Here is a 13,452-nt window from a genome sequence, read left to right as displayed (position 1 = left end):
TTGCGGAGGTTTTTATTTTCTTTCTTTTAATTCGAGCTTAATGCGGAATTAGAAGTTTGCAGAGCGAGGAGTACGTGGGAATGGGATAACGTCACGTACGTTGCCCATGCCTGTTACGTAAGATACTAGACGCTCGAAGCCTAGGCCGAAACCAGCGTGAGGCACTGTGCCGTATTTACGTAGATCGCGGTACCAGTTCATGTGCTCAGGGTCGATGCCTACTTCGCGCATACGCTCGTCTAGGATGTCTAAACGCTCTTCACGTTGAGAACCACCGATGATTTCGCCGATGCCTGGTGCTAGTACGTCCATTGCCGCTACCGTCTTACCATCATCGTTCGCACGCATGTAGAATGCTTTGATGTCTTTCGGGTAGTTCTTAACGATTACTGGCGCTTTGAAGTGTTCTTCAGCTAGGAAACGTTCGTGTTCAGAAGACATATCGATACCCCATTCAACCGGGAACTCGAACTCACGACCTGAATCTAGAAGAATCTGGATTGCGTCAGTGTAGTCTACTTGTGCGAAATCAGAAGTTACAAACTGCTCTAGGCGAGTGATTGCTTCTTTGTCGATACGTTGAGCGAAGAACTCAAGGTCGTCACGACACTCTTCTAGTACGGCTTTGAATACAAACTTAAGCATGTCTTCAGATAGCTTAGCGATATCTTCTAGATCCGCGAAAGCAACTTCAGGTTCAACCATCCAGAACTCAGCTAGGTGGCGGCTTGTGTTTGAGTTTTCAGCACGGAACGTAGGACCGAACGTGTAAACTTTGCTTAGTGCACAAGCGTAAGCTTCACCGTTTAGTTGGCCAGATACTGTTAGGAATGTCTCTTTACCGAAGAAATCTTCGTTGTAGTCAACATCGCCTTTTTCTGTGCGAGGTAGGTTTTCCAGGTCTAGCGTAGAAACGCGGAACATTTCACCTGCACCTTCAGCATCAGAAGCAGTGATCAGCGGAGCAGATACCCAGAAGTAACCTTGCTCGTGGTAGAAGCGGTGGATCGCTTGAGATAGGCAGTTACGAACACGCGCTACTGCACCGATTACGTTTGTACGTGGACGTAGGTGAGCTACTTCACGAAGGTATTCGATAGAGTGACGAGTTTTCGCCATTGGGTATGTTTCTGCGTCTTCAACCCAACCAACAACTTTAACGTCAGTTGCAGCAAGCTCAAAATCTTGACCTTTCGCTGGAGACTCAACAATCTTACCTGTTACTTCAACAGAGCAGCCAGTCGTTAGCTTTAGTACTTCGTTTTCGTAATTATTAAGATTATTAGGGACCACGGCCTGAATCGGGTCGAAACAAGAGCCGTCATAAATGGCAAGGAAAGAGATTCCAGCTTTGGAATCACGACGTGAACGGATCCAGCCGCGAACAGTTACTTCACTGTCTACTGCTAGCTTGCCGCCAAGTACGTCTTTTACAGGCGCGTAAGTCATGTTGGTTTCATTCTCCATTGAGGGACAAATTCAACGCAATGTTTGCAATTGATTGTTTATAGTTCGCTACATTTTGAACAAAAAACAATCGAAACATTGAGTTGTATAAACTTTTTAAATCAATGGAACATATTACCTGTCATACGGAGAGCTTCAACCTTTATTCTTGCTTGTAGAAAGAAATATTGTGTATGTCAGCCATAAAACCCAATAAGGGTTGGTTTTTTGTTCGATCTCTTAGTCTGTTTCCACTTCTTGCATGTTGTCACGTGCCACGCCTGTGATGAGTTGGTCGCTGCTCCATTGTAATCTTTGTTTCCAATAATGATTGTGTGATTACATTGAACCTCACACTATATTGTCGCGGTTTCTCCTATCTAGGAGACCATTCACCCTCTTTGTTTGTCGCGAATTCACTTTGCTGCGAATTAAAGAATCACCAGAGGAGTTTAATATTCACGTGTTAATTACGCCGCCTTAGCCCCTGCATTCTCTCTACACCCGCACTTTTCGAGCGCTCGCTCATTCATGAAAAACAGTCGAATACAATATGTCTGAACAAGGCAGGATAGGCTGTACAAGTAAAAGAGAATTACATGCTTAATTATTTAAAAACACACTGGTTATCAAATATTAAAGGAGATTCATTATCTGGGATTGTGGTAGCACTTGCATTGATCCCTGAAGCTATCGCATTTTCCATTATCGCAGGCGTCGACCCTAAGGTGGGTTTATACGCTTCATTCTGTATCTGTGTTGTCACCGCTTTAGTGGGTAGCCGTCCGGGGATGATATCCGGCGCGACAGGCGCAATGGCTTTGTTGATGGTTACGTTAGTCAAAGAGCACGGACTCGACTATCTACTGGCAGCTTCATTTCTTGCAGGTGTCATTCAGATTGTTGCAGGCTATTTGAAGCTTGGTAATTTGATGAATTTCGTGTCTAAATCTGTGATTACCGGATTTGTGAACGCGCTTGCTATTCTTATATTTATGGCTCAATTGCCGGAGCTTACCAACGTACCTCCAAGCGTATATTTGTTGGTCGTATTAGGATTAGCGATCATCTACTTACTGCCTTACTTACCGAAATTGGGCAGCGCAATTCCATCACCCTTGGTGGCGATTATTGTGCTCACCATCATCAGTTTGATGTTTGGCCTAGAAGTGAGAACTATTGGTGACATGGGCAAACTTCCTGATTCGTTACCCGTGTTTTCAATTCCGAATATTCCATTCACACTTAACACCTTCGAAATCATACTTCCATATTCCATCGCTTTGTCAGTCGTTGGCATACTGGAATCCTTGATGACTGCGACCATTGTTGACGATCTGACGGATACCGAAAGTAATAAGAACAACGAGTGCAAAGGGCAAGGTGTCGCGAACATTGTTGCGTCACTGTTTGGCGGTATGGCGGGCTGCGCGATGATAGGTCAGTCGATCATTAACATTAAGTCTGGCGGCCTTACTAGACTATCCAGCATGATTGCAGGTGTGGTTCTATTGCTCATGGTGGTGTTCGCTGCAGACTGGTTAAAGCTGATACCGATGGCGGCACTTGTCTCTGTGATGATCATGGTATCGATCGGTACCTTCTCTTGGCGATCGATTGTCGAACTTAAAGATCATACCTTACCGACCAATGTCACCATGCTGGCAACGGTTGTGGTGGTTGTCTTTACTCATAACCTAGCGATTGGTGTCGCGGTTGGCGTGGTGCTTTCGGCCCTATTTTATGCTCACACGAGCAAGTCTATGGTCTTTATCTCCGATGAAGTCGTGACCAATCAAATGCATACCACTCATAAAGTTAAGGGGCATGTGTTCTTTGCTTCTTCTGATGCCTTTGTTGATTTGTTCGATTACGACAAGGCGACGTCGTTGGTCACAATCGACATTTCTGAGGCGTCATTTTTAGATAACACCTCGGTTGAAGCGCTCGATAAGGTGGTCTTCAAGTTTCGTAAGAAAGGGGCTTATGTCGATGTATCTGGCATGGATGAGGTCAGTGCTAAGCTAATCTTCAAACATGCGATGTACCACAAGCATAAAGATTTATCAGCGGTGTCGATTACGCACTAGCGGCTGTTTAAACATAGAGTTCATAGCCTAAGTAATGGCTACGTAGAAAGGTGAAGCGCTCGTGGTTGAGCGCTTTTTTGTTGGGTGACAGTTAGGTACTGTTCTCGGTTTAGGCTTTGTCTTTGGTACAAGATAACGTGAACTGATTAATCAGGGATTCTAGGTGGTCAGACAGCTCTTCTAGATCAGTACTGATATTACGCGTCTCACCTGCTGATAGTGATGTGTCGTTAGCGTGCGATGTGATGGTTTCGACTTTCTGCTGAACATCTTTGGTTGCCTGGGTAGTAGATTGCGTCTGTTGTTGAATGTTCTGCGCATGGGCGAGCACCTGTTTCATCTCTTCGACAACACTATTCATTTCAATAGAGAGTGCATCAATGTCGGTAGAGCTTTGGTGTGCTTGTTCGCACACGCGATCGGCAGAGGTTAATGACTCTTCGCTGCCTTGTTGGAATTGGTGAATAATTGATTCAATACTGCCCGTGGCCTCTGCTGTTCGAGAGGCGAGGTGGCGAACCTCGTCCGCAACGACTGCAAATCCTCGGCCTTGTTCACCTGCTCTCGCAGCTTCTATTGCAGCATTGAGTGCCAAAAGGTTGGTTTGATCGGCAATGCCACGGATCACACTCAATATCGAAGACACTTCGCCTGTCTGTTCGTTGAGTGTGGTGATCTTATGTTTCACCTCTTCAATACTAGTAACAAGGTTCTTTATCTCGCTACTTGCATCATGGGCTTGGTTCGCACTTTTACATGCCACATCCGAAGTGTGATTGATGAGGTCAGATGCGGTTAATGTCGCTTGTTCTACATTGACCTGCTGAGCTTGTATTCCTTCAACATTACTTTGCACTTCAGCGGTCTCATTCTGCTGGTCGCTGGCGGCTTGCTCAGTAATTTGAGCTACGCTCGTCAGTTGATTGGCGGACGCGTTCAGCTTATGAGAGGTATCTTGTACTTGTTCTAAACTGCTTGATACTGTGCCCATAAACGAGTTAATTGATTTCGCCAGAGTGCCAATTTCATCTTGGCTCTTTTCCGGTAGGCGAGTGGAAAGGTCCTTATCGCTGCTGACTTGAGTCATAAAGCGAGAGGTTTGCTGAAGCGGGCGTACAATGATTTTACGAATCAGCCCCATCGTCAGCACAAAGCCAGCAAAGGAGATCACTGCCATGATACCGATCGCAGCCATAGTTTGAGTGTTAATCAGCGAATTAACATGACTCAGATTGTACTCTAGTCGAATTGCTCCCAATACTTCACCTTCTGGTGCCATATGACACGCGACACAATTGGTACCACGATAGTTTTCGCTCGACTTCATTGGTAGAGCTATCACCAAGCCTTTACCCCAGTCAGCAGAAAATGGCTCGATGACGGTTTCGCCTGACAAGGCTCTTTTGTCAATCGCATCCACGGGTGTTTGGTTGTCGTTACCCGGTCCATATAACTTACTTACGGCATCGGCGCGTAATACTCGAACGTCTTCAATACCTTCTTGCGCGAGTGCTTTCTGACGAAGCGTTTCTTTCTGTGCCATGGTGCCTGTCAGCATCATCATATTAAGGCTATCGAAATAGTTGCTCGCTTTATCGTGAAGTTGTTCACTTAGAACGGAATTAACCAGTTGTTTTTGTTGGGAGTATTGAAAGTAGGTGGATATTGCCAGTAAAAAGGTAAATACAATGGCAAGAGCAACCAAAATCTTGAAGGTTATTGTTGAGCGCATAGGTGTTTTTATTAATTCTGATGACGCGGATACTGTACTGGCAAGAGTCCTTACCACCTATGGGGTATATCGAATAATGTGACCACACTCCGGTTGTGGTTTTGTTTCTGTGATGTAGCGAGTTTGTATAATCACTGAGGTCTAATTGGAACATCTAAAGAGTAAGGATCCGATTTTGATAGTTTCGCCTAGCAAGTGAGTCGAAGCTGGTGCGAATAAAAGTACTATTTTGGATGGTTGAGTTTTATTAGTTAACAAGTCTTCTATTAATAATGATTATTGTTTTTTGATGTTTGGTGGTTAATTAATATCCAAATGCTTGTTTTGTTCAATTTAATAGCAAAAAATGTGGTTATAGCGTTGTGTTTCAGAGTTCATTCGATAATATGAAGTCACCTCTAATGATAGAGGAAGGGCAGCAACGGATACGCTGCTTTAAATAATATGGAATGTGACTTATTGATATTGGACACATACATGAAATTCAAGATTACATCACCGATCATCGAACCCACAGAAGGGTCACCACATCAGAACATGGCTTCTTCATCTGATCACACCTCTCTATACTCTCGCTTGTACTACTCGTTTTCTACTGCCTTTTCGCGATTTAACTCCGTTTATCGCTCCTATCGATATTCGTTTTAAAGCTTAACTTCTTTCGAATTTTCTTTGCATCTTGGTTGATGACAGAGAACTACACCTATTAAAAACTAAATAAATAAGTTAAAGACAATGAATATTAAAATGATGGGTAGCTCCCTAATTATCGCTGGTACCGCTCTTGGTGCTGGTATGCTTGCAATCCCAATGGTATTAGCTCAATTCGGATTGCTTTACGGCACACTGCTAATGGTTCTGATCTGTTTCGGTACCACTTATGCCGCATTACTACTTCTTGAAGCAACCATCAAAGCGGGTGGTGGCTTAGGATTAAACTCTATCGCTAGAAAGACACTAGGCAAACAAGGGCAGCTGATCACCAATGGTCTGCTTTACGCCTTACTGATTTGCTTGCTAATGGCTTACATCTTAGGTGCAGGTGACTTGCTGAGTAAGCTGCTGTCTAACCTCGGTGTCGATATTACTGCAACAACGAGTCAAATTACTTTTACCTTGATTGCCGGTGCTGTTGTGGCGAGTGGAACAGGCGTGATTGATAAGCTCAACCGTGCACTGTTCTTCGTGATGCTAGCAAGTTTGTTTGCAACGATGGCGTTTTTAGCGCCAAGCATGACGCAAGATAACTTAATGCAGGTAACGAGTAACAATCATGTAGACCTAATTAAAACGAGTGCAATCTTGTTCACTAGCTTTGGTTTCATGGTGGTGATTCCAACATTGGTTTCTTACAACCATGAAGCGACCGATAAGCAGCTTCGTAATATGGTGATTGTAGGCTCGCTTATTCCTTTAGTGTGCTACCTATGTTGGTTGTTTGCCGTGGTAGGTAACTTGAGTGAAGAGCAGTTTAGAAGCTTCCACAATGTATCTGACTTGATGGCTGCATTTGAAGCTCAGTCGCCATGGGTTGGTACCGTGCTATCTATCTTCACTGGTTTGGCTCTGCTGACTTCGTTCTTTGGTGTGGCTATGTCGCTATTCAACCAAAACCGAGATATGTTCAACCAGAACACGGCGGTGACTTACTGCATTAGCTTTATCCTACCGTTAGCGGGTTCACTGCTGGCTGCGGATAAGTTTCTACAAGTGCTGAACTACGCTGGCATCATTCTGGTGTTCTTGGCGGTATTCGTACCTCTGGTCATGGTTCACAAGCAACGCTTTATGAAAGTAGCAGAAGACAGGTACAGCGCAGAAGGTGGCAAACCAATGATGCTTTTCTCATTGTTGTTTGGTTGCTTCTTACTTATCTCTCAAGTGATTTAACCATTGCTGTGCTGAACAGCAGCTGATATTGAGATATAAAAAAAGGAACGCATATGCGTTCCTTTTTTATTGCTTGTTTGTTAGCGGGAGTCGATTAACAAACAACCTTAACAGCCAAACCACCTTGAGATGTCTCACGGTATTTAGCGTTCATGTCTTTACCGGTTTCTAGCATTGTTTCGATAACTTTATCTAGAGAAACAGTAGGAGCTGAAGAACGACGAAGTGCCATACGAGTTGAGTTGATTGCTTTTACAGCAGCAATACCGTTACGCTCGATACATGGTACTTGTACTTGGCCAGCAACTGGGTCACATGTTAGACCTAGGTTGTGCTCCATTGCGATTTCCGCAGCCATACATACTTGCTCAGGGCTACCACCCATAAGCTCAGCAAGACCAGCAGCAGCCATAGAACATGCCACGCCAACTTCACCCTGACAGCCAACTTCTGCACCAGAGATAGAAGCATTACGCTTGTAAAGACCACCGATAGCGCCAGAAGCCGCGAAGTAACGGATGTAGTCTTTCTCAGTCACAGTTTGGATGAACTTATCGTAGTAAGCCAGAACAGCAGGGATGATGCCACATGCGCCGTTTGTTGGTGCAGTAACTACACGACCGCCAGCTGCGTTCTCTTCGTTTACTGCGAATGCGAACATGTTTACCCAGTCAACAACAGACATTGGATCGTTTGTTGTTTTTTCTGAAGTCATTAGCTGTTGGCGTAGTGCAGCAGCACGGCGAGGAACACGCAGTGGACCAGGCAGGATACCTTCAGTATTCATACCGCGATCCATACACTCACGCATTGTTTTCCAGATGTTTGCGAAGTAAGTACGAGACTCTTCGTCAGAGTGGAAAGCTGCTTGGTTTTTCATAACCAGAGTGCTGATAGAAAGACCGCTGTCTTTACACTGATTAACTAGCTCTTCAGCTGTTGTGAATTCGTAAGGTGCTTTGATTGGGTTCTCTTCTTCTTTGCCGAAGTTCTCTTCGTCAACGATGAAACCACCACCAATTGAGTAGTAAGTTTTTGAGTATGCAACTTCGTCGTCAATCCACGCGTGGATGCTCATGCCGTTCTCGTGTAGAGAAAGGTTGCTAGTATGGAAGTTCATACCACCATCGCGAGGGAACGAAACTGTGTGACAGTGCATGCCAACAGGAAGGCGTTCAGTTTCTTCTACGCGAGCAATAAAGCCCGGGATAGAATCGATATCAACACGCTCAGGAGTATTGCCAGCAAGACCCATGATGATTGCGATATCTGTGTGGTGACCTTTCCCTGTCAGTGATAGTGATCCATATACGTCCACGGTGATTTTAGTGATGTCGCGCAATTTTCCCATTGAACGTAGGTCATCAATAAATTCTTTACCCGCTTTCATTGGTCCAACTGTGTGCGAGCTCGATGGACCAACACCGATTTTATAGATATCAAATACACTAATCATAGCGATTACCTCAAAAAGAGAGCCTCCCAAGGGGAGTAGGGAGGCTCATTTATTATCATTATATTTTGTGTCTAATCTCGCGATATAAGATGAAAGGCATCTTATAAAAGCTGCTTATAGATTAAAGAGCGCCGTAGATTACAGAACTAATAGCCGCTAGACCACATAAAGCTGTAAAGATTTGTACAGGTGCTGAAGTTTTGTACTTAGCCATTGCTGGTACTTTGTTCATCGCGAATACAGGCATTAGGAACAGGATAGCTGCAATCATTGGAGCACCCATTGTTTCAATCATGCCTAGGATGCTTGGGTTAATTACTGCAACAATCCAAGTAGTCACAACGATGAACGCTAGAGATACTTTTTCGATAGTGCTTACTGAAGAACCAGAGCGAGACTTGATTAGACCAACAAGACCTTCGTGAGCACCTAGGAAGTGACCGAAGTAGCTAGAAGTGATTGCTGCGAACGCTACTAGAGGACCCATGTAAGAGATAAGTGGAGACTCGTGAACGTTAGCTAGGTAAGAAAGTACAGAGATGTTTTGTGCTTGCGCTGTTGCTAGTTGCTCTGGAGATAGAGAAAGTACAACAGAGAATACGAAGAACATAACGAAACCCATTAGCATCATTGCCGCACCGCCAGTGATAGCGTCAGTTTTCTTAACTGCGTTTTCACCGTATACACGACGTTGCTCTTTAGAGAACTGAGAGATGATTGGGCTGTGGTTGAAAGAGAACACGATGATTGGAATTGCAAGCCAGATAACAGAAGGCATTGTTGACCATTCAGGCGTTACTTCCATCATTGAAGTGTTCCAATCTGGAACTAGGTAGAAAGACAGTGCTAGTAGGATGAATACTAGTGGGTAAACCATTGCTGAAGTTGCTTTCAACATTAGATCTTTACCGAATACAACGCCCGCTGTCATAGCAAGAATAAGTGCACCAGAAAGAAGAGGACGAGGAATAGACTCCATGCCCATTTGGTTTACTAGGAAAGAATCAACAGTGTTTGTGATACCAACACCGTAAATCAGAACGATTGGGTAGATAGCGAAAAAGTAAGCGAAAGTAATAAGGTTTGCGCCGGTCTTACCGAAGTGTTCTTCTACTGTATCTGTAATGTCAGCTTCAGGGTTTTTTGCAGACAGTACGAAACGTGCTAGAGATTTGTGTGCGAACCAAGTCATTGGTGCAGCAATAAGAGCTAGGATAACTAATGGCCAAAAACCACCCGCACCAGCTTTAATTGGAAGGAATAGTACGCCAGCACCAACTGCTGTACCGAATAGTGATAAACACCAGGTAAAATCTTTATAGTTAAACTTGCTTGAATCTTTAACGGCATTTGCCGAAGAAGTTGTTGTGTTCATGTTAAATTACTCATTTTTTGGGAACAGGAAATAAGTCGGGGCTAATTCTGCAGAATTTTCTTCGGCAAAAAATAGATCTAAATCATGTAATGAAACGGCGTGTCACATGATATGCGAAAAACGGATTTTTGATCACGAAAATGCCGTGCTACATGTGATTTATGTTCATGTCTGGCATTAGTTTTTTTTATCCGAAAGGGGTGACTGTACAGATTTATACCAAGTAAACGTTTGCGTAAAATTGCATTAATAAATCTGTTCCATAGAAAGGCTAGCGTTTGTTAACAGAGATTAAACAAAACGTAGTTGTTATGTAATTTGTTGCACTACATGCTGCTGCAATGATTGGATGATTTGTGCCGTGACGCCCCATATAAGGTGCTCTTCGAAGGGCATCGCGAAAACACGATGTTTGATTTGCTTAAAGTTTACTGTGTGGCTATGCAGCTTCGCTTGGTCTAAAACATAGGTAGCTGGGACTTCAAAAATGGACGCAACCTCGTTCTCATCAATGATGGGTTTATAGTCAGGATCGACTAATGCGACAATCGGCGTAACAGAAAATTTACTAATAGTACTCAAGGTGGGTAATTGCCCAACAATTTTAACCTGATCCGATCGAATTCCTACCTCTTCATGAAGCTCTCTAAGTGCAGTAAATTGCATAGATGGGTCGGAAAGCTCATGTTTACCGCCAGGAAAGCTAACTTGCCCCGGGTGATGTTTTAAATGAGCCGCTCTTTTAGTAAAAATGACATGTAAACCATCTTCCCTTTCAACTAAACCGACCACAACGGCCGCTTTGCGCAATTCATCATCACTAATATGAGAAACGCGCTCTACTGATTCAGGGTGATAACCAGCAGGAGGGTTAAGCTGAAACTGCTGAAGGAAATTATCTCGGTTCATAACATGCCAATATATTGATTATTATGCCTTTAAGTATAGGCACAACCGACAGTGGAACGCCAACCTAACCATCATCGGAGCTGTTAACCTTTAGAACTGCCTGTGATTGCTTTGGCTACTTACTGTTTCTCGGTTTTTGCTATATTCAATATGAGCATATGGGAGAGTCAACTTGGGCGAGGTCATAAAATTAACCAAGAAAACGTACTTTTTTTGATCAAGAATTTGATAACAACAACTTAGTGGCTCATTCTAAAAAGAAATAGATCAAAAGGTATGAGATGAAAGGAATCATATTCACCGAATTTTTAGAGCTTGTTGAAGATAAGTTCGGTTTAGAGCTTTTGGAAGAAGTGCTAGAAATGTCGGAAGATGAGGGGATCTACACATCGGTTGGTAGTTATGACCATAAAGATCTAGTGAAGCTCATCATTAACCTAAGTAAAAAAACGGATATTGACGCCGCCAGCTTGCAACGAGTGTTTGGCCAATCGGTGTTTAAGAATCTATTGGCTTCAATTCCTAATAAAGCGAGTCTCAAACACAGCAATACGACGTTCCAATTTATCCAGCACGTTGAGCGTTACATTCACGTTGAAGTGAAAAAGCTCTACCCAGACGCTGAGCCACCGGAGTTTAGCTTTATCACGACAACAGAAGCCCAGCTTGTTTTCGATTATAAAAGCGCACGATGCATGTCTCATGTTTGTTTAGGGCTAATCGAGGGATGTGCCGAGTACCATGGCGAATCGATTGCAGTGGACATGACACCTCAAAATGATGACCAAAGTGTGGTTAGGTTTAATCTCAAAGTAGAAAAGTAATATGAGTTTGGTAACCGCGCTAGAGAGCAAACTAAAGCGCCAAATAGCCGCCCGCAAAGTGGCTGAAGCTCTGTTGGAGCAAAAAAGTCTTGAATTGTTCGAAGCCAACCAACAGCTGGAGCTTGCCCTGCGGCAGTTGGAAAAACGTTCCAACGCGAACATTCGTCGTATCGAGTTTCAAGAGCAAATTGATAATCTGTTGATAGATTTTGGTCGCGCGTTTCTTCGAAGCGACTTAGATGATGTGATGCTGTCTCAACTGACCACAAACGTGACAAACAGTTACCTTATTGAAGCTAGCCGCTTAATATTGCCATCGAAGCTGCTTCCACAACTTCAAACCTACGATTATGGTGATGCATCGGTTGGTGATTTCGACCCAAAAATCGGAGAAACACAATGGGAAGGTGATCTACTCACTGTACCGCTTGAGGTTGAGAAGGTTATCGTTGGAGCATTGATCGTAAAGGTCAACCTATCTGAACAAGATGTCGATTTTATCGAGAGCCAACTCTTATTGGTTACAGATCTTATCTGCAGTGCCATTACTCACCAATTAGCTATCAATCGAAATATTGAGTCTCGTAAGCGAGCAGAGGAATCTGAACGGGCGACGCGCGATTTTGTGGCGATGATTAACCATGAGCTAAGAACGCCGCTCAACGGTTTATTGGGAAGTGCTGAATTAATCAGTGATACCGAGCTCAACAGTTCCCAACGTGAAATTGTGAATAACCTAAGTCAATCAGGTGAGTTTTTAAGGACCATCATCAATGACTTATTGGACTACAGCAAAATCAATGCGGGCATGTTGGAGCTGATTCCAAAGAAGTTTGCACTACTTGATTTAAGAAACACCATTGAAAGCATCTTTACGAATCGAGCCAAAGAGAAGCAGCTTGAATTTAATATCAGCGTGGCACCAAATGTTCCATCTCACTTCAAAGGCGATTTAGAGCGCATTACTCAGCTCTTTGTAAACCTCATCGGTAATGCGATTAAGTTTACCGAAGAGGGGCATGTGAACGTTGATATTGAATGGGACAACGAGCATTTCGTTTTCTCTGTGGAAGATACTGGGGTTGGGATTGCTAAATCCGCCCACAAAACACTCTTCGAACCTTTTACACAGGCGGATAATTCGAGTAGCCGAAATTATGAAGGTACAGGCCTTGGTTTAGCTATTTGCCGTAAGTTAGTGGCGTTGATGCGTGGCGACATTGGGGTGACCAGTGTTGTAGGTACTGGCACCACCTTTACTATTTCGGTTCCGCTTCAAGTGGTCGATATGCCAACAGAAAGCGACCAAGTATCGAAAGGCTTTGAAACTGAGGTCGAACTGTCATTACTTAAAGTGTTGGTGGTTGATGATATTAAGATGAACCAGATCATCATCCAACAGATGTTACGTAAGCATGAGATAGAGCCAGCCATCGCCAGTAATGGTATTGAGGGGCTGGAATTGGCATCTCATAATGAGTATGACATTGTATTTATGGATTGCCGTATGCCAGTGATGGATGGTTTTGAAGCAACAGAGAAACTCAGAGAGAAAGGCTATGAAAGATCTATTGTTGCATTGACTGCGGGAACGACCTTAGAAGAGCGTGAACGCTGCATTCAGTGTGGTATGGATGACATTCTGAGTAAGCCATACACTGCCAACGACCTTAAAGATATGCTCAAGAAGTGGGGCATGACTCCGTCCAATGCCGCCTGATAGTATCCAT

General features: G+C 43.7%; 9 protein-coding genes. 4 read left to right on the top strand and 5 right to left on the bottom strand.

The features are described 5' to 3' along the window. Window positions 1–48: 48 nt before the first annotated feature. The gene (gene asnS, locus F0232_RS15825) at window positions 49–1,449 is read right to left on the bottom strand and encodes an asparagine--tRNA ligase (protein WP_061031631.1); all 1,401 of its coding nucleotides are present in this window, start codon (window positions 1,447–1,449) and stop codon (window positions 49–51) included. A 596-nt stretch (window positions 1,450–2,045) separates the two neighbouring features. Between asnS and F0232_RS15820 the strand changes: the two genes are divergently transcribed. After that, entirely contained in the window at window positions 2,046–3,536 is a 1,491-nt protein-coding gene (locus tag F0232_RS15820) for a SulP family inorganic anion transporter (RefSeq protein WP_061031630.1), read from the top strand. 109 nt (window positions 3,537–3,645) lie between these two features. Here the strand turns inward: F0232_RS15820 and F0232_RS15815 are convergent, their stop codons facing one another. Further along, window positions 3,646–5,268, bottom strand: a complete 1,623-nt coding sequence (locus tag F0232_RS15815) for a methyl-accepting chemotaxis protein (protein WP_061031629.1) — start codon at window positions 5,266–5,268, stop codon at window positions 3,646–3,648. 747 nt (window positions 5,269–6,015) lie between these two features. Between F0232_RS15815 and F0232_RS15810 the strand changes: the two genes are divergently transcribed. Continuing rightward, complete coding sequence (locus F0232_RS15810; protein ID WP_102423477.1) at window positions 6,016–7,158, top strand: amino acid permease; 1,143 nt, start codon at window positions 6,016–6,018, stop codon at window positions 7,156–7,158. Window positions 7,159–7,252: 94 nt separating this feature from the next. On the opposite strand, the gene F0232_RS15805 is transcribed toward F0232_RS15810, so the two are convergent. From F0232_RS15805 to F0232_RS15795, 3 genes are all read right to left on the bottom strand, one after another. Continuing rightward, the gene (locus F0232_RS15805) at window positions 7,253–8,614 is read right to left on the bottom strand and encodes an L-serine ammonia-lyase (RefSeq protein ID WP_061031627.1); all 1,362 of its coding nucleotides are present in this window, start codon (window positions 8,612–8,614) and stop codon (window positions 7,253–7,255) included. 121 nt (window positions 8,615–8,735) lie between these two features. After that, the gene (locus F0232_RS15800; RefSeq protein WP_061031626.1) at window positions 8,736–9,989 is read right to left on the bottom strand and encodes an aromatic amino acid transport family protein; all 1,254 of its coding nucleotides are present in this window, start codon (window positions 9,987–9,989) and stop codon (window positions 8,736–8,738) included. 309 nt (window positions 9,990–10,298) lie between these two features. Continuing rightward, window positions 10,299–10,898, bottom strand: coding sequence for a CoA pyrophosphatase (locus F0232_RS15795; protein ID WP_061031625.1), 600 nt, complete (start codon window positions 10,896–10,898; stop codon window positions 10,299–10,301). 281 nt (window positions 10,899–11,179) lie between these two features. On the opposite strand from F0232_RS15795, the gene F0232_RS15790 reads away from it, so the two are divergent. Both F0232_RS15790 and F0232_RS15785 read left to right on the top strand, forming a co-directional pair. Beyond that, window positions 11,180–11,722 carry a heme NO-binding domain-containing protein gene (locus F0232_RS15790; RefSeq protein ID WP_061031624.1) on the top strand — a complete coding sequence of 181 codons (543 nt, stop codon included), beginning with the start codon at window positions 11,180–11,182 and terminating at the stop codon, window positions 11,720–11,722. Window position 11,723: 1 nt separating this feature from the next. Beyond that, on the top strand, window positions 11,724–13,442 hold the full coding sequence (locus tag F0232_RS15785) for an ATP-binding protein (protein WP_061031623.1): 1,719 nt from the start codon (window positions 11,724–11,726) through the stop codon (window positions 13,440–13,442). Window positions 13,443–13,452: the final 10 nt, after the last annotated feature.

The sequence above is a fragment of the Vibrio sp. T3Y01 genome (assembly GCF_013114525.1).
GTDB classification, from domain to species: domain Bacteria; phylum Pseudomonadota; class Gammaproteobacteria; order Enterobacterales; family Vibrionaceae; genus Vibrio; species Vibrio chagasii_B.
Note: the sequence above shows the minus strand (reverse complement) of the source record. Positions and strands in the feature narration are given on the sequence as shown.